At 61.8% G+C, this 20,919-nt stretch carries 15 protein-coding genes; 4 read left to right on the top strand and 11 right to left on the bottom strand.

Annotated features, from left to right (window positions below; genetic code table 11):
• On the bottom strand, positions 1-1,639 hold a 1,639-nt coding region (locus VJR29_03665), incomplete at its 3' end, for a BadF/BadG/BcrA/BcrD ATPase family protein (protein HKY62494.1).
• A 258-nt stretch (positions 1,640-1,897) separates the two neighbouring features.
• On the opposite strand from VJR29_03665, the gene VJR29_03660 reads away from it, so the two are divergent.
• Complete coding sequence (locus tag VJR29_03660) at positions 1,898-2,866, top strand: alpha/beta hydrolase (GenBank protein ID HKY62493.1); 969 nt, start codon at positions 1,898-1,900, stop codon at positions 2,864-2,866.
• Positions 2,867-2,976: 110 nt separating this feature from the next.
• On the opposite strand, the gene VJR29_03655 is transcribed toward VJR29_03660, so the two are convergent.
• Positions 2,977-4,926 (bottom strand): thioredoxin-like domain-containing protein, encoded by a 1,950-nt coding sequence (locus tag VJR29_03655; protein ID HKY62492.1) that lies wholly within the window; start codon positions 4,924-4,926, stop codon positions 2,977-2,979.
• 252 nt (positions 4,927-5,178) lie between these two features.
• Here VJR29_03655 and VJR29_03650 point away from each other — a divergent pair, with 252 nt between their 5' ends.
• On the top strand, positions 5,179-6,423 hold the full coding sequence (locus VJR29_03650) for a hypothetical protein (GenBank protein HKY62491.1): 1,245 nt from the start codon (positions 5,179-5,181) through the stop codon (positions 6,421-6,423).
• Here the strand turns inward: VJR29_03650 and VJR29_03645 are convergent.
• The 8 genes from VJR29_03645 to VJR29_03610 all read right to left on the bottom strand — a co-directional run bounded on the left by VJR29_03645 (position 6,420) and on the right by VJR29_03610 (position 18,064).
• Positions 6,420-6,923 (bottom strand): AMMECR1 domain-containing protein, encoded by a 504-nt coding sequence (locus VJR29_03645; protein HKY62490.1) that lies wholly within the window; start codon positions 6,921-6,923, stop codon positions 6,420-6,422. The two genes, VJR29_03650 and VJR29_03645, sit on opposite strands and share 4 nt — an antisense overlap.
• 167 nt (positions 6,924-7,090) lie before the next feature.
• Positions 7,091-8,227 carry a SpoIID/LytB domain-containing protein gene (locus tag VJR29_03640; protein HKY62489.1) on the bottom strand — a complete coding sequence of 379 codons (1,137 nt, stop codon included), beginning with the start codon at positions 8,225-8,227 and terminating at the stop codon, positions 7,091-7,093.
• 23 nt (positions 8,228-8,250) lie between these two features.
• The gene (locus tag VJR29_03635) at positions 8,251-9,135 is read right to left on the bottom strand and encodes a penicillin-binding transpeptidase domain-containing protein (protein ID HKY62488.1); all 885 of its coding nucleotides are present in this window, start codon (positions 9,133-9,135) and stop codon (positions 8,251-8,253) included.
• Positions 9,132-10,178 carry a hypothetical protein gene (locus VJR29_03630; GenBank protein ID HKY62487.1) on the bottom strand — a complete coding sequence of 349 codons (1,047 nt, stop codon included), beginning with the start codon at positions 10,176-10,178 and terminating at the stop codon, positions 9,132-9,134. The genes VJR29_03635 and VJR29_03630 overlap by 4 nt, the downstream gene beginning before the upstream one ends.
• Entirely contained in the window at positions 10,165-10,722 is a 558-nt protein-coding gene (locus VJR29_03625; protein ID HKY62486.1) for a VanW family protein, read from the bottom strand. Before VJR29_03625 ends, VJR29_03630 begins: the two co-directional genes overlap by 14 nt.
• Positions 10,723-10,918: 196 nt before the next feature.
• Complete coding sequence (locus VJR29_03620; GenBank protein HKY62485.1) at positions 10,919-15,604, bottom strand: alpha-2-macroglobulin family protein; 4,686 nt, start codon at positions 15,602-15,604, stop codon at positions 10,919-10,921.
• 110 nt (positions 15,605-15,714) lie between these two features.
• Positions 15,715-16,155: a ferritin-like domain-containing protein gene (locus tag VJR29_03615; protein ID HKY62484.1), complete on the bottom strand. Its 441-nt coding sequence runs from the start codon at positions 16,153-16,155 to the stop codon at positions 15,715-15,717.
• 154 nt (positions 16,156-16,309) lie between these two features.
• The gene (locus VJR29_03610; GenBank protein ID HKY62483.1) at positions 16,310-18,064 is read right to left on the bottom strand and encodes a DUF4215 domain-containing protein; all 1,755 of its coding nucleotides are present in this window, start codon (positions 18,062-18,064) and stop codon (positions 16,310-16,312) included.
• Positions 18,065-18,392: 328 nt separating this feature from the next.
• Between VJR29_03610 and VJR29_03605 the strand changes: the two genes are divergently transcribed.
• Together VJR29_03605 and VJR29_03600 are read left to right on the top strand one after the other, a co-directional pair.
• The gene (locus VJR29_03605) at positions 18,393-19,238 is read left to right on the top strand and encodes a TIGR02147 family protein (GenBank protein HKY62482.1); all 846 of its coding nucleotides are present in this window, start codon (positions 18,393-18,395) and stop codon (positions 19,236-19,238) included.
• The gene (locus VJR29_03600; GenBank protein ID HKY62481.1) at positions 19,231-19,998 is read left to right on the top strand and encodes a hypothetical protein; all 768 of its coding nucleotides are present in this window, start codon (positions 19,231-19,233) and stop codon (positions 19,996-19,998) included. Before VJR29_03605 ends, VJR29_03600 begins: the two co-directional genes overlap by 8 nt.
• Before the next feature lie 226 nt (positions 19,999-20,224).
• On the opposite strand, the gene efp is transcribed toward VJR29_03600, so the two are convergent.
• A complete protein-coding gene (gene efp / locus VJR29_03595; GenBank protein ID HKY62480.1) occupies positions 20,225-20,782 on the bottom strand; it encodes an elongation factor P in 558 nt (185 codons plus the stop codon).
• Between the last annotated feature and the right edge of the window lie 137 nt (positions 20,783-20,919).

The following is a 20,919-nucleotide window of genomic DNA, read 5'->3' as shown; positions in this document are numbered from 1 at the left end:
GCAAAACTTGAGCGAGGCCCGCGAGCAACTCTTCCTTGGCGTAGCCTTCCTTCTGGAAGTTGACCCGGTCGCTGTCGAGGAAGACCGCGCAGCCGTAGCTGAACTTCGGCGCCAAGCTGGCGTTGAAGGCGGTCTCGGCGTAGTCCTGGACCTTGATGCCGAACTGGTCGGCCATGGCCTGGAGCAGCATGCCGTTGCCGGCGCTGCATTGGTTGGAGAGGCGGAAGTTCTTGATGTCGCCGTTCTGCATGAACAGGACCTTGATGTCCTGGCCGCCGATGTCGCAAATCACGTCGACGTCGCCGAAGAAGTGAACGGCGCTCATCATGTGAGCCACGGTCTCGACGATGTTGACGTCGGCTTTGACCGTCTCTTGCAAGACGTCGGCGGCGTAGCCGGTGGCGCCGAAGCCCAGGACTTCGAGAGTGGCGCCCTGCTCGGCGACGGCGTCCTGCATCTGCTTCAGAATTTCTTTGGTGTCTTGGATCGGGTTGCCCTTGGAGAGCTGGTAGGCCTTCAGCAAAATCTCGCCCTGTTCGTCGACCAAGACCGCCTTCGAGGAAGTCGAGCCGCCGTCAAGGCCGATGAAACCTTTGACCACTTGGCCTTTCTCGAAGCTGGTCGGTGTGAACTTCGGAATTTTGTATTCGCTCTTGAAGGCCTCGAGCTCCTCGATCGAAGTGACCAAAGGCCGGCCGGCCTTCTCGCCCAGTTGGGCCTTGCGGCCGGAAGTGATGAAGACCTTCAATTCGTCGAGGCCCTTGTAGCGGCCGATGTGAGCCTCTTCGTAGGTGCCGTAGAGCACCGCGCCGTAGGCCGCGTAGTACTGCGAGTTCTGCGGGACGAAGATGAGCTGATCGATCGGCACGTCCTTCGGATAAGGATAATTGCGCTCGTTCCAGGTCTCGGGAATGCGCAGGCGCCAGCACTCTTGAAGGAAAGGCAAGTAAGTGTTGGGTCCGCCGAGCAGAAGAACCTTGTGGCGCAGCGTATTGCCGCGAGTCAGGACCGAGAGGTTCTGCATGACGATGGCGTCGGCCAGCGAGCAGAGGATCTCGTTGGAAGGGATGCCCGACTTGACCAGGTTGACGATGTCGGTCTCGGCGAAGACGCCGCACTTGGCGGCGACGTGGTGAAGCTTGGAGCCGTCGAAGCCGAGATTGCCGAGCAGCTTGGGCTCGACGCCGACCTTGATGACGCATTTGTCGATGGTGGCGCCGGTGCCGGAGGCGCACTTGTCGTTCATCGAGGTGATGGCCTGCTTTTGGCCGGTCTCCTCGTTCTCCTTATAGATGATGATCTTGGCGTCCTGGCCGCCGAGCTCGACGACCGAACCGACATCCGGATGCAATTTTTCCACCGCCAAGGTGACGGCATTGACCTCTTGGACGAACTTGCCGCCCAGCGACTCGCAGAGCGGGCCGGCGCCGGAGCCGGTCAAAAAGAGCCGAATGTCTTCCTTGGCGACGTCTTGAAACTCGTGGCCGATGCGGACCAGGAACTCCATGACCTTCTCGGCCTGGCGGGTTTCGTGCCGCTGATAGTCGCTCCAGAGGATTTGCAAACTTTGAGGGTCGACGACGCAGGCCTTGACCGTGGTGCTGCCGACGTCCATTCCGATGATGAGTTCACGAGGCATTCAGGACTCCTTCTAAGGACCCTTAAACTAGACTCACGTGTCATTTTTGTCGGCGTTTTATTGGGATTGAGCCGACGATCGTTTTTTTCTTGCCTTAAACCCGGAGAAAACAGGTCCCGACACTAGACTAAAGTGTCATTTTGATAAGGACGGAATTTGATCTATATGGAGGGGGAAGTCAAAGAGAATTTGCCCAGAGCCGAAATCAAAAACCCAAAGGAGCTTCCCCCCTTTGAAAAAGGGGGGTTAGGAATCGTTATGAAATTTGCTCGTCTCATCTTTGTCGCCGCTGTTCTGCTTTCTTCCTGCTTTTTTGCAGGGGCCCAGGGCCAAAGCCTGGCCTGGCCGGCGAAAACCCTATACCGATCCCAAGAGGTCGAAGGCCGCAAAATCTTCTATCGAGAGGCCGGCGATCCCCAGAATCCGACGATCTTGCTCTTGCACGGCTTCCCCTCCTCCTCCCACACCTACCGCGAGCTGATTCCGCTCCTGTCGGGAAAATACCATGTGATCGCCCCGGACTATTTGGGCTCGGGTTACAGCGAGCACCCCGATCCCGATCGGATCACTTATACCTTCGATCTGCTGGCCCTTCACGTCGATGGCCTGCTGAGCAAGCTCGGAATCGAGAGCTATGTGGTTTACATGCAGGATTTCGGCGCCCCGGTCGGCTATCGGCTGATGATGAAGCGTCCGAAAAAAGTGCGGGGCCTGATCGTGCAGAACGCCAACGCCTATATGGATGGCCTGACCGAGGCCCGCCAAAACTTCTTCAAGAAAGCCAACCAAGACCGCTCGCCCGAGTCGGTGGCGGCTCTGCACACCTTCGTCGGCCGCGAGTCCGTCATTCATAAGCAGTACCTGCGCGACGTCGCAGGCCGCGAGGAGATCATGAGCCCCGACGCCTGGACCTTCGACCTCGCCTTCCTCGACAGCGAGAAAGATCGAAAGATCCAGGTCCAGCTCTTCCAAGACTATTACAACAACTTATTGGCCTATCCCCGATGGCAGGAGTTTTTGCGCAAGCAGCAGCCGCCGGCCCTCATCGTCTGGGGCAAGAACGATCCGGCCTTCATCGCCGCCGGCGCCGAAGCCTATCGGCGCGACCTGCCGAAGGCCCAGATTCATCTGCTCGACGCCGGCCACTTCGCGGTCGAGGAGAAGGCGGTGGAGATCGCTCAGCTCATCCTACGATTCATGCAATCTCTGGAATCTTCCCCCCTTTGAAAAAGGGGGGACAGAGGGGGGATTTAAAGCGTTGGTCTACGCGACAAGGCTTGATGTCTTGCCCAATCCGTCAAATCCCCCCTGCCCCCCTTTTTCAAAGGGGGGAAGATTCAGGGATCTAGCTTCCATAGGATGAGATTCGCTCCGCCGTCCTTGACCTGAACCCTCGCCTCGGCTCCACCCAGGTAGCAGAGCGCCTCGGCGCCCTCGCGGCAATAATAGAGCAGACCCTGGAGCAGGTACTTTCCGCCGGCCTCCAAGGCCGGCAGAGTGACCCGCTTGGCCGCCAATTCCTCCTTGCCGAAGCTCGCGAGGGCCCGAGGCTCGCCGTCGACCGCGAAAAGCTGGAGCCGGCTCGGCGCTTGAGCGTTCAGCTTCCAGCCCTGGGGCAGCTCCAGCTTCCATTCGATCTTGCCGCCCGGCGCCAGCGTCAGGTCCTGACTGATCTTGCGGTTGGGCAAATTTTCGGCCGGCCGTGAAGTCGCCGAGGCCGCGGCCGGCACTTCCTTGGACTTGAGCTCCAAAGTCGAGACCTGGCCGCTCAAGGGATCGAGCGCTCGAATCCGGTGATTGTTGGTGTCGGCGACGTAGAGCTTTTCACCGATCCGAAGGATGGCGTTGGGCTCGTTGAAGCGGGCGGCGGCGAAGGGGCCGTCGGCCTCGCCGCGCCGGCCGTCGCCGGCCAAGGTGGAAAGCCGGGCGGCCTTCATGTCGTAGAGCCGAATCGAGTGGTTGTAAGTGTCGGCGATGTAGACCCGGCCCTCCTCGGCCCAGAGCCCGATCGGGTGCTGCAGCCGCGCCGTCTTCGCGTCGCCGTCCTTGAAGCCGAAGTCGAAAAGGCCGGTGCCGATCAAGGTCTTCACGGCTTGATCGAAGAGCAGGCGCAGCGAGCTGGTCTCGGAGTCGACGAAATAGAGCCGGCGCTCGACCGCGCTGAGCCCGCTCGGCTGGGACAGCGAGTTCTCGGGATAGGGGCCGTCGTCGATCGATTCCCGGCCGTTGCCGGCGAGGACGCTCAAGGCGCCGCGGGCGAGATCCAAGCTCCAAAGTTGGTGAGTGCCGGCCATGGCGATCGCGAGGCTGCCGGCATCGGGAAAGAAGGCCAAGTCCCAGGGGCTGGAGAGCGGCGTCGTCAGGGCCGGGGCGTTTTGGAGCTCGCGGAGGAAGCCTTGGACGCCGGTGCCGGCGATTGTTTTCACCTCGCGCTGGGCCAGATCGACGACCCTAATCAAGTGATTCTCGGTGTCGGCCACATAGAGCTTCCCGGGGCCGTAGAGCAAGCCTTGAGGCCGATGGAAGCGGGCGGTCGCGAAGTCGCCGTCCTGTTTGCCGGCCTCGCCCTTCTTGCCGACCGTCTCGACGACGGTGCCATCGAGCTTGATCGCCACCAGCCGGTGATGGTTGGAGTCGCTGATCCAGAGCAAGCCGCGTTCGACGTCGAAGGCCAGCTTGCCCGGGAAGCTCAGCTCCGAGGGAGCCATCTTGGCTTTCTCCGGCGAAAGCGGCAAGGGATCTTGACGAAGCTTGCCGGCGAATTCCTGGCGGAGGCGCTCGACGTCGGCTCGGACCTCGTCATAATTTCCTTCGCCCGAATAAGTCCGGTCGACCTCGCCGTCGGGCTTGATCAAGATCCAAGTCGGCCAGGCATTGACGCCGAAGGCGTTCCAAACCTTGAAATCGGCGTCGTTGACGACCGGATGGCTCAGCTCATAGCGCAGCACCGCCGCCCGGATATTGTCGGAGTCCTTCTCGTTGTCGAATTTGGCGGAGTGGACGCCGATCACCGCCAAGTCTTTGCCAAACTCCTTCTCCAAACGATGAAGGTCGGGCATGACGTGGATGCAGTTGATGCAGGCATAAGTCCAAAAATCGACGAGCAGGATCCGGCCGGCCAGATCTTCCGCCTTCAGTGGCCGCGCGGTGTTGAGCCAATCGCTCGGCGAGGCCAGGACCCGATGGCTCTCCGCGATAGGGAAGCTGGCCTTCGCCGCCGGCGCCTTGGGAGCGGGCCGGCAGGCAATGGCCAGTAAAAGAAGACCAAAGGTCAGGATTCGCTTCATCGAGCTCGCCTCCGGAGAGTGGAACACCCCAAGTACCGCCTTCATATATATAAATAGTAAAATTCAGACATATATATACGAGAAAACCTTCCATCCCGCCTAATCGCTTCAGCCAAAAAACGATAGTCCAATCGGGCCTTTCCACGCCTAAACGGCAAAAAACGCTATCCCGGCCCTTCCATTGCAGTACAATTTAGCTGGCCGCCCTCATCAGCGGCCCTGCCTCTTCTCAGGAGGCTAAAGGAGGAATCGATGACGGACCCCAAGCATGTCTCGCGCAACCGCGAGTATTACACCGATCAATACGGCAACGCCCGCCCGGTCAGCCGGGAATCCTCCCTCAACACCTCCTACGAGGACAGCGTCGACATCGGCGACGAATTCGGCTCCGATATTTCCACCAATCCCAACGTGCCCGACGAGTACCAAGAGTTTTTCGCCGATCTGCCGCCGGAGCAAGCCCCCAATGACGGCCAGCTGATGAATGGTGTCAACGAGCAAGTCGATGGCAGCATCCCTCCGGGCGCCGGACCCATCCAGTGGGGACCTTCGCAAATCAAGGAGGAGATCCAGGACCTGCTCAAGGACAACAAGGATCTCCTCGAAGCCGCCGAAGCCTATGGCCCCTTCAACGATCAGCTCGAGGAGCTGGTGCGCCAAATCGGCCGCGACGGCGCGGATCCCGAGGCCCTGACGGATCAAATGCTGGAGCTGAAGGACAACATCACCGCCGCGCTCGACGAGATCGGATCCAGCAACAACGAAAGATACGACGCCGCCATTCGCGACGTCGAATCGATGATCGACCGGGTCGAGGATTCCGATCTGACCGACGAGCAGCGGACCGAATGGACCGAAAGGCTGGAAGAGAAGGTCGACTCGCTCAAAGACGCCAAGCGGAAGAACGAATTTTTCGGCGAAGAGGCGACCGACGAGATGCAGGAGCTCCAAGAGGACCTCGCCCGCGCCATGGGGACCAGCACCCTGATCGACGAGTTCGAGAGCCTGCCTTCCAAAATCCCCAACAAGGGCGGCGCGCCTCAATACACCATGAAGGTGGTCCGGGCGGTCCGCGACGCCATGAACAGCGGCAACTGGTCGGAGGTCAACGCCCTGATGGACGAGATGGACCAAGTCACCCAAGCCGGCGGCATGGCCGGCGCCATTGGCTCCCAGATTGCCAACGACATCATCCAGCAGTTCGTCGGAGCGATCTATTTCGGCGTGGCCGGCGAGGACGAAAACAAGCTCGATCAATTTCTCTCGCTCATTCCGTCCGATATACGCCAACGAATGGCCAACATCGTCACCGCTAACGAGGATGAGCTCAATCATCAGGGCGGTTGCGGCACCGACGCCGAGCGCCGGGAGCATTATTTCTACGGCACCCCCCAAGTCACCGCCGACCGGCTCCTCGACAACGACATCGAGCGGGCCGGCGAGCGCATCGGCCGCAGCAGCAGCGCGCCGGAGCCGACCAGCTCCGGCGGCGATTAATCCACCGCCAGCACCTCCACCGGCAAGCGAAACACTTGGTAAGGCTCGCCCTTTCGGACCCCGGCCTTGGCCTTGGCGAAGGCGAGCAAATAGCGCAGGGTCCGGGCCTCGCCGGGCAAAACCACCGCCTCTCTCGCCCCCGATTTCAACAAGATCGCGTCATGAACCGGCGAGAGCGCGTCGAAGCGCGGGACCGGCTGGGGGGTCCCGGCGGTGGTCAAATAGATTTCCATTCCCGGCAATTCCGATTTTTCGACTCGGCGATGACGCGGATCCTGGGTCATCGCGGCCTTGAGATTGGCCGCGATCTCCTCGCGGAGGCTGGATTTGCGCGGCTTGAGGCTGCCCATGCAGCCCCGGATCTCCTCGTCTTTCTTCAAGGTGACGAAGACGCCCAAGGGCTGATCGAAGAGCGGCTCGGCGTTTGCCGGCCAGGCCGCGCTCTCGCCCCAGGCCCGCCGCATCGCCACCTCGACGATCGCCGCCAACTGCTCTTTCAAAACCGGATCGGAGCGAATCCGCCGAAAGCGGCGCAGGCCCTCCTCCTCAGCGGAGGGAGCGGGGCTAAAGCCCCTTGCTACGGCATCTCTTGTAGCAAGGGGCTTTAGCCCCGCCGCAGCCGCCACAACGAAAATAACGCCACTCAATAGAATCAAAACCCTTCGCTTCATTGACTTTGCTTCTCAATCCTCGTTCCCGGGAAATAGCTTTGCAAGATGGCCGGATACTTCATGCCGGCCTCGGCCCTTCCCTTGGCGCCCCACTGGCAGAGGCCGACGCCGTGACCCAAGCCGCGCCCCTGGAAACGGGCGACCTTGTCTTTCACTTCGACTTCGAACCAATTGCTCTTCAGCTCGTTCCAGCCCAAGGTCTTGCCGATCCAGGAAAGAAAATCCATCGCCGAAATCTCTCGGCGCTGGCCGCCGGCCGTCAGCTCCAGGCTGAAGACCCGACCCTGAGGCTCGCGACCGAAGGGCAGGATCGAGCTCACCTCGCCGCGAAAGGACGGCGAGCCGCCGGCCTCGAGCAGGACCGCGATTTGCTCGAGCGGGATTTCGGCCTGCCAATGGAAGTGCGGCGAGGCCGCGCAGTAATCAGCATCGGAAACGCCCTGTAAATAAGCCAGTGGTCGACCGCCGAAGACCCGCTGATTGGGGCTGGTGTGCCCGCCGCAAGTCGAATGGAAAAGCGCCGTTGCCGGTCGGCCCTGATAGGCCAGGATCTTGCCTCGGGTGCTCCGCACCGCTTCCGCCCGCTTCGAGGAGGGCAGCGGAACCCCGGCGTAGACTTGGCAATGGGTCAGATCGCAGAGATCGAAGCCTTCGGCGCCGTGGCGGCCCCGCTCGGCGACGGCATAGGTCCGAGCCAGGACCGCTTGAGCTTTCTGGGCTTCGAGCGGAAATTCCTCCGGCAGCTCGGCGGCGAGCACCGCGTCGACGTAGTCCTCCAATTCCGGCCGCTCCAGCAGGAAAAGCCGGCCGGAACGCACCCGAACCTCGAGCTCGCCGCCGAAGCGGCGAGGGCCTTTTTCAGCGACGTCGAGCATCTTGACTTCGAGCCCGGCCGGCCCGGGCCGCAAGCTTAGGCGCTCGAATTCGCCCTTGCCTTCCAAGGATAGGCCCGAGCCCGCCACCGAGATCTTGGCCGGGCTCAAGGCTCCGAGCTCGAAGTCTCGGCCTTGCTTGGAGCCGCGCAGCCGCAGTCCCTCTCCCCTCACCTCGATGGACTCGATCCGGTATTTGGAAAGCACTTGGACTTTCAGGGTCGAAGCCGCGGCCGGAAGCGGGCCAAAAAGGATCGTCAAAAGGAGCCAAACCGAGCAGCCTCTCACCGCAGCACCTCGAAGCTATCGGCCAAGCGGTAGATCCTTTCGGCCAAATCGGCGGCCTCGGCGAAGCCGTGAGCCTCTTGCAGAAAAACCAGCAAGAGCCAGCGCGGCTGCTCCACCGGATAGGCCCCGAGAAACCAGCCATTGGTGGCGTAGGATTTCGCCAAGGCATCGCCGGTCCCGGTCTTGCCGAGGATCTCGAGCCGGACCTCGGAGACTTGGCGGGCGGTTCCCTGGCTGACCGCCCGGCGCAGGCCCTGGCGCAATGCGCTCAAGCTCGGCCGGCCGAGGCGCTGGCTGAAGCCCAGCCAAAAATTCCAGGCTTCTTCCGGCGTCACCGTGAAGCTGGGCTCATCGCCGATGGCCAGGAGAGCCGGGTCGAGCCCGCCGGGCCGCTCGGGCAAGGCCGCCGCCGAAGCGAAGCCGGCTTGGATCAGGGCCGCGCGCAGCGCCGGATAGCCCAGGCTCAGGCCCAATCGCTCGAAGTAAAGATTGCAGGAAATGCCCAAGGCCCGGGCCAGATCGAGGTCGCCGTGGCCGCGGTGAGTCCAGCAGTGGCGCTTCTTCCCGCCGATCCTGTCCTGGCCGCCGCAGAAATACTTCGGGTTGAGGCTTTGCTCGGCCGCGCTTTCAGCGACGACCAGCTTGAGCCAGGAGCCGGGAAGAAAGGGGCGTTGAAGGAGTTCGGGGTTGCCGAAGACCCAGCGTTCGCCGCCTTGGCGGTCCAGCCAAAGGACCAGGCCTTCGCGGCGCCGGAGCGTTCGAGTGATTTGCCGCCCCATCTCTTGGCGGAACAGCGGTAGATTGGCCGCGACGTCTTGGCCCGGGCTCTCGAGCGGCCAAAGCCCGATCAGGAAAAGCAGGAGAAGGCCGCGCCGGATCACGGAGCGTCTTCGCGCGGCGCCGGCAAGGTCGCCCGCGGGGTCAGGAAGGCCAGGATCAGGAAGAGGACGATGGTGAGGACGCCGAGAATCTCCAAGCGAGCCACCCGGCTCAAGTCCGAGAGCTTGGCGAAAAGCGGCAGGCCGAAAACGCCGGCCCCCAGGTTGAGGTAGGCCAGGATCCCCATCGCATAGGTGTCGACGAAGAGCAGGCCGAAAAGAAAGGAAGCCGTCACCAGCCCCAGCAGATAGGCCGAGAAAGGCCGGACGTGGATGAAGACGCCCAAGGCCAAGGGGAAGATGACGCCCAAGAGCACCAAGATCAGGGCCGGATGCAGCCAGCGCTCGCGGGCCGCCACCCAGAGCAGGGCCGGCAGGAAGATGCCGGCAAAGAGGCCGATGTAGGTGTAGGGATGAGTGACGACGACGCCGAGGGTCGCGTAGTTGCTCTGCAGCAAATAATATTGGATCGCGGCCCGGCCGGCGGCAAGCAAAGCAACGAAGAAGATCGCCCGGCGCCACAGCTCGCCGGCCACCTCATCGCGGGCCTCGAGCCAGCGGTTCCCTGGAATGGCCGAGTTGAGCAGGCCGAAACTGTAAACCAAACCACCCCACACTCCGCCCAGCCTCAAAGCCACGACCAGGCCCAGGGCCAGGAAAGCGGCGGCCAAGACCGCGCTGATCCCGGTGGGATAACGGCAGAGCAAAAGGGCGAAGACGATCCAAGACACGGCGGCGCCGACCGGGTAGGACAGCGCGGCCTGCCAGGAAAGCTGGAAATAATAATGGGCCAGGGCATAGGCCAAGAGGCCGTGGACGGCGGCGAAGACCAGGGCGACCACCAGCCGCGTTCCGGCCGAGGCGCTTTCCGACAGCAGCGAAAAGCCGAAGCCCACCGCCAAACCCACGCCGGCCAAGAGGAAGGTCAGCAGCCAAGCCGAATGCAAGGTCGTGATCGTCTTGGTGAAGTAAAGGGCTCCGGCCAAGTTGACGAGGTAGGCGAAGGCCAAGGCCCCGAGGGAAATTTTGCGGTTAGAGAGGCTCATGCGGTTTCTCCTTCCCCCAGATCTCGACCCGAAGTTGATCATGGCCGATCCGGGAGACGATCTTCACCGGATAGGGATGGGGGTTGCGTAACTTTAAATCGGCATAACCGTAGACCACGGTGGCGTCGTCACCTGAAGGCACCGAGGACACCGGGCCGGTGTGAGGCATCCGCTCGAGGATCTCGAGGCCGGCGGTACGGGCGGCGTTGAACAGGGTCGAAGCCACTTGGCAGACGCCGCCGCCGCTGGTGGGGATGGCCCGGCCTTCCGAATAGCCGCGCTCGCTCATAAAACCTCGCTCAGGCGTGTAAGGACCGGCGGCGGCATTGAGCGAAAAAGTTTCGCCGCTCTTCAGGACGGTTTCGGAAAACGACAGGCTGGCCTTCTCGATGTTGCGGCGCTGGGCAAAGCTCCGCGGGCTCAGATCGGTGACGAAGGCCGCCATCCGGACCTGATAGGGCCGGGCGGCGTAGAGCGCCCCGACCACGGCGAGAGTCATCGCGGAAAGACCAAGCAAAATTGTTAGCTGTCGCGAGTTTTTCATTTTTCTATTCCCTCCCCTTTGTAAGGGGGCCAAGGAGGCAAACCGGCGACCTAAGTCGCCGGGCAAACTCCGCGGCAGTAATAGACCTTTCCAAACTTGTTGTTAGGGAGGGGTAGAGAGTCCGCGTTATGCAAAACACATTGCATGACACAAGCTCTCTACCTCCCCCTGCCCCCTCCTTACAAAGGAGGGGGAATTACTCCACTTCCAAAACGTTCTCCGCGCCCGCGCCCCTCACCTCCGGCCGATACATCTCCGAAGCCTCGGTGGGCATGACGTGGAAGGTTCCGGCCAGCTCCGGCCGCAGGGCGTAGTTGTAAACATGGACGCCCTTGCCGAGATAGTTGGCGAAGAAGGCGATCTTCTCGTCGCGCTTCTCCGAATCGGCATAATACTGGACATTGGGATCGAACTGAATGCCCTCCACCACCTCGAAGCCCGAGGGGAAAGGGTCCTCGATCACCACATAGGCCAACTCCTCATTGGACTCGACGGTCAGGCGGACGCCGACGATTTGCCCCTTTTTAATTTTGCCCTTCAAGGCCTCGGCCTTGAAGCTCCGCTTGCCGGCGCTGTCCTCGGTGACGTCGCCCAAGGTGACGTATTCGCGCTTCACCTGGATTCCCTTGGCGACCGGCGCCAGGTTTTCCTGCTGGCTGAAAGTCGTGAGGTCGGTCTGGTAATAGAGCGGAGTCGGCAGCAAGTTGCCGATCTCGAGGTCGTTGTTGCCGGTCTTGAGCTTGGGCTGTTGGACATTGCGGACGAAGTGAGCCGCGGCCACCGCGATCTTTTCCAAAAGCTCGCCGTTCAAGGTCAAGGTGCCGTTGACGCCCGACTTCACCCCGGGCAAGCCCTTGGCGTAATCGGCCAGCGCGTAGAGCACGGTCGCGGTGGCTCGGGTGTGGCGCCAGAGGCCGCCGCGGCGCTGACTCAGCAGCCAACGGGCCATTCCGTCCTTGATCGTGGGATCGATGGCCGGTGCGGTGAGCAGGGCTTGGAGGGCCCAGGCGGTGGTTTCGACGTCGTCGTAATAGCGAACGGCGTTGGCCGGCGCCGGAACATGGCACATCCCGCCCTGACAGCTGACCGCCCGCTCCAGATCCTTCCGCCAGTAATCGGCCCGATCGGCCTTGCCCTGAGCTTGGAGGGCCAAGATCAGGAAAGACTCCGACATCCGGTCGTTGAAGCCGGTCGAGCGAGGCTGAGGCGGCGTGTTCTCGACCCCGGCCAGCGAGGCGACATAGTGGATGAAGTATTGGGTCGCCTCGGCGCCCAGCATATAGCTGTTGGCCGGCGTGGTGCCGGACTTGAGCAGGTTCTTCAGCGCCTCCTTGCCGTTCTCGATCACCGAGTCCTCGACGGTGGCGCCGAGCTGCTTGGCCCGGATCAACCCATACATGGCGTAGGCCGTCATGTAGGGATCGGTGCTGTCCTGCTTCCACCAGCCCCAGCCGCCGTCGGAGTGCTGGAAGCTGACGATGCGCTTGAGGCCCTTGGCGATGACCTTGGGCAGCTTCTTGTCGATCATCGGATCGCTGAGCCCCAGGGTTTCATAAAGCTTCGAGACCGTGATCGCCGGCAGGAGCCGGCTCATGGTCTGTTCGACGCAGCCATAGGGATAATCGACCAGATAAGAGAGGGAGCCGAGCAGCTGGGCGACGAAGCTGGTGTCGAGGGTCACCTTCAGCTTGGCCCGCTGGGGATCGTTCTGCGGCGTCACCATCAGCGGCACATGGGCCGAGACGGCAGCCTCGATCTCGCCTTGGGCGTATTGATGGTCGGCGATGCCGTGAGGCAGGATCGGAATCTTGAGCTCGATGCCGTCGCTGAGGGCTGCGTTCTTGGCCAGGAGCTGAAGCTTGGCCGAGCCGGCCAGCTTGGGCAGGACCGTGAAGTCGAAGGACTGGACACCCTTGGGCTCGATGGTGAGGCTGCGGTTCTCGCCGTCCTTGGGCGAGGCGAAGTCGAGGCCCTCGGCGCCGAGCGAGACCTGCAGGGTCTGAGGCTGATCGGTGTAGTTGTGGACGATGGCCTTCAAGGTGACCCGGTCGCGCCCGGTGAAGAAGCGCGGCGTCGCCAGGCGGACGATCAAATCCTTGGAGCTGATCACCTTGTTGATTTGCTGGCCGACCGCGGTGGCCGGAGTGTGGGCCAGGACCGTCGCCCGCCAAGTCGTGAGGTTATCCGGCAAAGTGAAGCTAGTGCTGGCTTGGCCGTCGGCGCTGGTCTGGAGCATCGGCGACCAGTAGGCGGTGTCCTTGAAATTGCGGCGGAGCTGGTTCTGGTCCTCCTTCTCGATGCCACCGGAATAGTAGCCCGAGAAGGAATAGTTGCCGGTCACTCGGTTGGGCCGAGGCCCCCAGAAGAATTGCTTGATGTTGGTGGCGTCGGCCTTGAGGGCGTAGAGGCTCTCATCGACCACGCCCAGCGAAAGCTCGGCCGGAGCCGGCTGGCCGTCGGCCCCCTTGGTCGTGATCGTGTAGCTGATCTGCCCGGCCGGCCGATAGGTCGCGGCGTCGGGCTTGATATCCACCGTCAAGAAGTGTTCCTTGGGCGAGATCTGGAACTCGACCTGGCCTTCGTAATATTCCTTGTTGCCGATCAAGGCGGCGCCGACGAAGACGTTGGGAATCCATTCCTTCTGCAGCGGCAGATCGAGCTGCTTGGAGAAGCCGTCGAGGGTGACGACTTGATGCTGGAGGATCCGCGGCCCTTCGACCGTGACCAGCAGCTTGGCGTTCTTGACCGGCCCGACCAGGAAGAGCTTGGCGGTCTCGCCGGCCTCGTACTTCTTGCGGTCGACGACCAGCTTGAGCTGCTTCTGGTAGCTGAAGTCCTCGGAATCCTCGGCGCTGCCGCTGACCCAGACGTAGTCCTGATAGCTGATGTGGCGGCCGCCTTTATCCTTGCCGCTGATCGTCACCAGGTAATAGCCGCCGCGTTTGAATTGGAGCTGAAGCGGCGACTCGCCGTTGGCGCCGGTCTTGGCCTCCAAGTCGCTCTCATGCTTGTACTCGTAATTCTGGGCGACCCGGTCCCAGACCTCGCGCTCGATCTTGACCTCGAAGCGCTGCTCGGTCACCGGCTTTCCGTCATAATCCTTGGCGACTATCGTCAGCGGATAGGGCTTGCCGGGGAAGGCCAGGAACTGGTCGGTCTCGGTCCGGAAGAAGAAATCGCCGGCGGTGACGGTCGCGCCGTTCTCGGTGGTGACGGTGCGGTTGGTGATGTCGGTGGCGGTGAGCCGGAGGATGTAGCGCTGGTCGCTGGTCGAGCTCTCGGTCGGCACCTCGATGGCGACGTGGCCTTGGCGGTCGGTCCGGGCCTTGCCCTCGCTGACGTAATCGCCGTAGCCGCCATAGCTCTCATCCTCGCCCAGCCATTCCGGCAGCTCCTCGCCCGGCGAGAAATAATAATAGCTGCTGCGGTAGACGGTGTAGCTGATCTCGGCCTCGACCGGGGCTCCGAAGTAATATTGGGTCGAAACCAGGAATTTGACTTTCTCGCCGGCGAAGTAGCGCGGCTTGTCGGGCCGGATCTCGACCTTGAACTCGGGCTTGCGGTACTCGTCGACCTCGAAATCCTGGCTGAACTCCTCACCGCCGACCACCGCCTTGATCCGGTAATAACCGAGGTCGGCCTCCTCCGGCAGGTCGACTTCGTCCCAGAAGGAGCCGGCCGCGCTGCTTTGCTTTTCCTCGCTCCAGAGGGTGTTGCCCTTGGGGTCCTCGACGCTGAGCGAGACGTTGCCGGCGGCCGGAACTTGATAAGCGCCGTCGCGGTCCATCAGGCGGGCGATGCCCTTGAAATAAACCTTCTGGCCGGGCCGGTAGAGCGGCCGCTCGGTGTAAAGGAAGGTCTGGTAATGACTGCCGGCGGGCAAGGCCGCGGCCCCCTCTTCCTCGCCCTCCCCGCCTTCGTCGATCGATTCCTCGCCGTAGTCGATGGCCGGCGCCGGGGCATAGGCCCAGGAATCGGCTTGGTGGGTGGCCAGCATCAGCGAGTCGGTGGCCGCCAGATCGGCGCTGGGCAAGACCGCCACGCCGTCGGCATTGGTTTCGGCCTGGCGGACCGCGCCCTGGGGCGGGAAGAGCATGACCGAAGCCCCGCTTACCGGCTGGCCTTGGCGCAAGGTCGTCACGTAGACCAGGACCTGAGTGGAGTCGCGCTTGGTGATGAAAGCCAAGTCGGTCTTGTTGACCAGGATATTCCGGGCGAAGAATTGGCTGCGGTCGAGACTGGAGGCCTCGCCGTGGATCACGAAGGCCCCGGTCCCTTCGAGCTCGACCTTGAATCGGCGGTCGAACTCCGGAACCTCGTCGTCGGGAACCGTCTCTTGCCAAGTTTTCACCGGCTCGCCCAAGTCCTGCGGCGCGTCGGTGGAGCTGGTCAAATCCTCGATCTTTTTGCCGGCGGCGAAGTACCGGCTCAAATCGACCTTGTAGGCCTTGAACTGGATGTCGCGGACCTTGGCGCCGTTGGCGCTGATGTAGATCTTCTCCTCGGGCGTCTTGGTCTCGTTCCAGACGTTGAGGTCGAGCCGCGGCGCCAGCTCGGCCAAGGTGATTTGGCCCAAATCGAGCCTCTCGCCCTCGAAGATCTTTTGCTCCTGGAGATATTTCGATTGGTAGCCCTTGCGCGAGACGCTGGCGTAGTAAGTGCCGACCGGCAGCAGCTCGAGCTTGAAATATCCTTCGGCGTCGCTCACCGCCTTTCGAGCCACCGGATATTCGTCGAGGGTGACGGTGGCGCCGGCCAAGGGGCCGCCGCCTTCGGCGAAAATCCGGCCGGTCACGGTCCCGGTCGGCCGTTCCAGCAATAAGATGAGGCCCGCGAAAACGGCGAGCCCGGCGAGGAATAAGAGCCCGGAAAGTCTTTTCATAGCAAATCTTGATTGTAGGGGCAGCCCTTGCGGCTGCCCGATCTACGGGCGGTTCACTGACAACCCGGGCACCCGCAAGGAGTGACCCCGGGCACCCGCAAGGGGTGCCCCTACTTGTTCTTGCGGATCATCTTGGCGACTTCTTCGAGGTGCTCGGTTTCCTGGCGGACGAACTCGCGAGCCATTTCGTCCAAGGCGATATCATCGGCCGAAAGCTTGACCAGCTCGACGTAGTCTTGGAGGGCATCTTTCTCGAAGTCGTAGCTCTCTTTCAGGATGTCGTCGATGAGATGGGACTTGGTTTCGGGCACCGCGGCGCTCTCCAGCGAAGGGTGACCGCCCAGGGCCGTGATCTTCTCGCCGATCACGACGGCGTGCAGCATGTTCTCGTTGGCCTTGTCCCGAAACCACTTTTGGATCGGGATCCGGTTATGGCCCATGATCATGAAGGAATAATGCAGATAGCGGTGGATGCCGGCCATCTCCTTGCGAAATATTTTATTGAGGCAATCGAGGATTTTTTTGTCGGCGACGGGTTCGAGGTTGCTCATGATTGCTCCGGTTTGTTTAAAGAAAACAACGCCCGGTATGATGACCGGCACCGGCCGGTTAAGCAACCATTTTATGCTCGAAGCCCTCCAATGTAAGTAGGGCGGGGGTTAGAGTCCCCCCGCCCCCGTTCCTAGCGGACCTTGGAACGAAAACTTACCTCGATCTCGAGCGGCGCAGGGCCGCCCAAAGACCGAAGACCCCGAAAATCCATGCCGAACCGAAGCCCGGAGTCGCGGCGGTGGCCAAAGAGCAGCCGCCGCCGTCGACCTCGCCATCGCCGCCCCCGTCGTCTTCGACGCAAACGCTGGGCTCGCCGCTGCAGGTGAAGCCGCTCTCGACGCCGCAGAGGTTATCGCAGCCGTCGCCATCGACGGTGCCGCCGTCGTCGCACTCTTCACCGCTATCGACTTGGCCATTGCCGCAATCGACTCCGCCGCCCGAAGGAACACAGACGCTGGGCTGACCCGAGCAGTTGAAGCCGGGCTCGACTTGACAAGAGCCGCTGCAGCCATCGCCGGCATCGGTGTCGCCGTCGTCGCAGATCTCGCCGCTTTCAACGCTCCCATTGCCGCAAACCGCCGGGGTGGCGGTCGGAGTGGCCGTGGGCGTTGCCGTTGGAGTCGCCGTCGGGGTCGCCGTGGGCGTCGCGGTCGGGGTGGCGGTGGGCGTTGCCGTCGGAGTCGCGGTGGGTGTTGCGGTCGGGGTCGCCGTCGGAGTGGGCCCCGGCTCGACCTCGCAGTCGGAGCTGCAGCCGTCGCCGTCGCTGGTGTTGCCGTCGTCGCAAGCCTCGCCCAGGCCGACGTTGCCGTCGCCGCAGTTGCAAACCTCGCCGGCCTCCGGAATCCCGTTGGCGCAATCGACCGCTCCATCCTCGTTGACGCAGCTATTGGAGCAGCCGTCGCCGTCGGTGGTGTTGCCGTCGTCGCAGGACTCGGGCGCCTCCAGCTCGCCGTCGCCGCAAACGATTCCGGCGCCGGCCGCGGCGGTGTTCTTCTGGCAGTTGTTCTTGCAAAGATCGTTGGCGTTGCCGTTGCCGTCGTCGCACTCTTCGCCGGTTTCGAGGATTCCGTTGCCGCAGGTGGCACCATCGTCGTCGGCCTCGACTTGGCAGGAGGCGCTGCAGCCGTCGTCATCGCTGGTGTTGCCGTCGTCGCAACCCTCGCCGGCGTCGAGGAAGCCATTGCCGCAGCCTTCGATGATGCAGGCCGAGGAGCAGCCGTCGCCGTTGGTGGTGTTGCCGCCGTCGCATTGCTCGCCGGCATCGACGTCGCCGTCGCCGCAGGTGGCCGGGATCAAGCAGGGATTGAGACAGTTGTTGCCGCAGAAATCGGTGCCGCAGTCGGCGGCGTTGGCGTTGCCGTCATCGCATTGCTCGCCGGGGTCGATCTGCGAATTACCGCAGACATCGCCGTTGCCGAGATCGACTGCCAAATTACAGCCGGTGTTGCAGGAAGCCTGGTTGGGATCGGCGGCCGCGCTGGCGTCGCAAACCTCGCCGGCATCCAAGATCCCGTTGCCGCAGAGAGCTTCGACCGCGCAGGCATTGCTGCAACCGTTGCCGCCGGCGGTCCCGCCGTCATCGCAGCTTTCGAGAGCCCCGGCGATCTGGCCATTGAAGAGCGCCAAGTCGGGAATCAAATTCCCGGCATCGGTATCGCTGTGAACCTCGTGGACCACCCCGTCGCCGCAGGTTGCCACCTGGCAATTGGATCGGCAGTCGTCGTTGTCGTTGGCATTGAGATCCTCGCAATGCTCGCTGGGGCTGTCGCCCGAGCCGGCCGGACTATCGTCGATGCCGTTGTTGCAAAAGGGATCGAAGTCATCGGCCCGGGCTTGGGAAATCCCAAGACCCAATGCCAAAACGAAGAACAAGGCGGTCCACCGACCGCGAAAGTGGCGAGATTTCATGAGGGACTCCTTACCTAGGGCCCGTCGAGGCGCCCGGCCTTGGACATTAAAATGCACGGAACGATGGCTATATCTTCAGGTTCAACCAAGGCCCGCAAGGGCTAAGCGCTGTTTTCTGTCGCCCTTGATTTTTTTTCCAAGCTCGGAATCGGCCGAAGGGGACGGGGACGTTTTTAAGTTATTGATTTAACTAATATATTTACGAAGGTTCGCCGAGGGCCGGCGGCCGAAGGCATGTTTTCTGGAGAAAACGAAAAATGCGCCGGCTCCAGGAATTCCAAGCGGCTTGCCAGCCCCGAAAAGTTCTGACATAGGACTGTTCATCTCGATGGTTTCCATTTTCGATTTCACGGACTACCGGCGCTTTTTAAAGAAAAAGTTTGAGGAGGCCAAGGCGCGCAACGCCCTCTTCTCTTACCGGGCCTTCAATCGCCTGGCCGGGATCCAATCCTCCGGCTTCCTGAAGCTGGTCATGGACGGAAAACGAAACTTGGCCGAGGAAGGCATCGAGAAGATCGCCCGCGGCTTCAAGCTCAACGAGTCCGAAAAAAAATATTTCCATTCGCTGGTCCGTTTCAACCAAGCCCGAAACAACGAAGACAAGAACCGACATTATCTCGAGCTCTCGCAGCACCGGCGCTTCGCCTCGGCCAAGCCGCTGCGCTGGGCCCAATATCGTCTCTTCGCCCATTGGTATTACGTCGCGATCCTCGAGTTGGTCCGGTTGCCCGGAAACGGCGGCAAGGATTTGCGCTCGATCCAGAAAAACCTCAACCCGCCGATCGACCTCAAGCAGGTCAAGCAAGCGGTTCAAGAGCTCAAGGCCTTGGGCCTGCTCGACGAGGAAAAGGACGGCAGCTTGGTCCGGCGCGAGGCCATGCTCTCCACTCCCGACGAGGTCCAATCGGTCTCGATCGCCCTCTTCCACCAGCAGATGTCGCAGTTGGCCGCGCGGGCGGTCATGAAAGAAGCGGCCGCCGACCGCGAATTCTCGGCATTGACCATCGCCACATCCAAGAAGACCTTCCAGAAGGCGAAGCAGGAGATCCAGCGCTTCCGCAAGCGGCTCCATTCCCTGTTGGAGGAGGACCGGGAAAATCCGGCCGAATTCGTGGCGCATCTCAATTTTCAAATGTTTAAGGTCAGCAAATCGAACGGGGGCTCTCATGAATAACAGAATGTCGCGCTGGACGCCGCTGTGGCTATTGCTGGCGATCCTCAGCGCCTGCGGCTCGGTTCCCAACAAGGGGATCGAAGTCGGAAATCCGGATCTCAAAGGCAAGGTCCTGACCCTGACCCCCAAGGAGCGCCCCGAGACTTTCCTCTTGGATTTCGCCGAAGACGGCAGCGTTGCCGCGACCCGCATCCTGGAAAACGAATTCGAAACGGTGCCGGCGACCCTCGAAACCGCCGAAGCCTTCGCGCAGGTCACCGCGACTTTCGGCGACGGAACCGACCTCGATGCCCAGCTCTTCTTCGACGACAGCGGCCAGCTGAGCGAGGCGACTCTGGCGCTCGACGGCCAGCCGGTGGAACTGGAATCGTCGGTCCTGAACCCCAAGGCGCTGCGGCAGCCGGACTTCAAGCTGGCGGCGTTGGGAGTGGCCGAGCGGCTCTGCGCCCGCCTCACCGAGTGCGGCGCCGAGGCCGACGCCGGCTCTTGCACCGAGACGATCTTGGACGTTCCGGGGCTGGCACCTTCGCTCGGCGGATCCGGCGGTCAATCGCTGCGGGAGATGCAGGTTGAGCTCGATTCCGGCGAGCTCGAGGCCGTCGAAACCAGCCTGGAAAGTTGTTTTTGGGAAATCTCGCAGATGCCCTGCGCTCAAGCCCAAAAGGCCCGGCCGCCTTCCAATCCCCAGATCGACCTGGAGGTGCGGCAGATGATTCCGCGGCCGAGCTGCTCTTCGGGATTTCGGGCTACGTCATCGTAAGCAAAGCAGCGTCATCCTGAGCGGGGGCCCCAGTCGAACGCCGTCAGGTTCGAGTGAGACTGGGGGGAAGGGTCTGCGACTGGCCAAGAAACTTTTGGATACGGAATACCTTCGTATCTTTTGATGGTAGTCCGAGAAGACGAAGCGGCTTAGACCTTTCAAAGAACCTTGGGAGGTCGCAGATCCTTCGCTTCGCTCAGGATGACAAGGTCGCTCGGCGACCTTGTCATTTCGCCCGCTCGAGGTAGTCGTGGGTCTCGGTGTCGATCCGAACCTTCTCGCCCGGGCTGATGAATTGCGGGACCTTGATGGTGAGGCCGGTGACGATCTTGGCCGGCTTGTAGCTCGAGGTCGCGGTTTGGCCCTTCAAGGCCGGCTCGGTCTCGATGATCTCGAACTCCATGATCTTGGGTAGCTGCACGCCGATCGGCTTCTCCTCGTAAAATTGAACGTCGATGACGGTGTCGGGCAGCAGGAAGTTCACCGCGTCGCCCAAGTCCTTGGCGTTGAGCTGGACCTGCTCATAGTTCTCGGTGTTCATGAAGTGGTAGCCGTCGCCTTCCTGATAAAGAAACTGCATCTTCTGGGCCTGGAGGGTGATCTTTTCGATCCGATCCGAGGTGGCGAAGCGCTGCTCGACCTGATTGCCGTTCTTGATGTTGCGCATCTTGATCTGCATGAAGGCCCGGAGGTTGCCGGGCGTGCGGTGAATCGACTCCATCACGTAATAAGGCTGGCCTTCCCATTCGACGATCATTCCAGGGCGGACTTGGTTGGCGTTCATCGGGTAACTCCTTAAATTCTATGGCAAATTCAATTATGGGCCAGGCCCATGACGGCGGGCAAGCCTATATTGGGCTTGAGGCTTCAAATCAATCCATAAAAAAAGGCGGGAGAATTTCTTCTCCCGCCTTGGGAATC

It is taken from the genome of bacterium (assembly GCA_035281585.1).
Lineage (GTDB): Bacteria > UBA10199 > UBA10199 > DSSB01 > DSSB01 > DATEDP01.
This window is presented reverse-complemented; position numbering and strand designations above follow the sequence as displayed.

What these genes read in the sequence shown, in the direction of transcription:
- VJR29_03620 (HKY62485.1), bottom strand. Translation starts at nt 15,604, where the DNA reads ATGAAAAGACTTTCCGGGCTCTTATTCCTCGCCGGGCTCGCCGTTTTC.
- VJR29_03655 (HKY62492.1), bottom strand. Translation starts at nt 4,926, where the DNA reads ATGAAGCGAATCCTGACCTTTGGTCTTCTTTTACTGGCCATTGCCTGC.
- VJR29_03660 (HKY62493.1), top strand. Translation starts at nt 1,898, where the DNA reads ATGAAATTTGCTCGTCTCATCTTTGTCGCCGCTGTTCTGCTTTCTTCC.
- VJR29_03600 (HKY62481.1), top strand. Translation starts at nt 19,231, where the DNA reads ATGAATAACAGAATGTCGCGCTGGACGCCGCTGTGGCTATTGCTGGCG.
- VJR29_03615 (HKY62484.1), bottom strand. Translation starts at nt 16,155, where the DNA reads ATGAGCAACCTCGAACCCGTCGCCGACAAAAAAATCCTCGATTGCCTC.
- efp (HKY62480.1), bottom strand. Translation starts at nt 20,782, where the DNA reads ATGAACGCCAACCAAGTCCGCCCTGGAATGATCGTCGAATGGGAAGGC.
- VJR29_03625 (HKY62486.1), bottom strand. Translation starts at nt 10,722, where the DNA reads ATGAAAAACTCGCGACAGCTAACAATTTTGCTTGGTCTTTCCGCGATG.
- VJR29_03605 (HKY62482.1), top strand. Translation starts at nt 18,393, where the DNA reads ATGGTTTCCATTTTCGATTTCACGGACTACCGGCGCTTTTTAAAGAAA.
- VJR29_03630 (HKY62487.1), bottom strand. Translation starts at nt 10,178, where the DNA reads ATGAGCCTCTCTAACCGCAAAATTTCCCTCGGGGCCTTGGCCTTCGCC.
- VJR29_03650 (HKY62491.1), top strand. Translation starts at nt 5,179, where the DNA reads ATGACGGACCCCAAGCATGTCTCGCGCAACCGCGAGTATTACACCGAT.
- VJR29_03610 (HKY62483.1), bottom strand. Translation starts at nt 18,064, where the DNA reads ATGAAATCTCGCCACTTTCGCGGTCGGTGGACCGCCTTGTTCTTCGTT.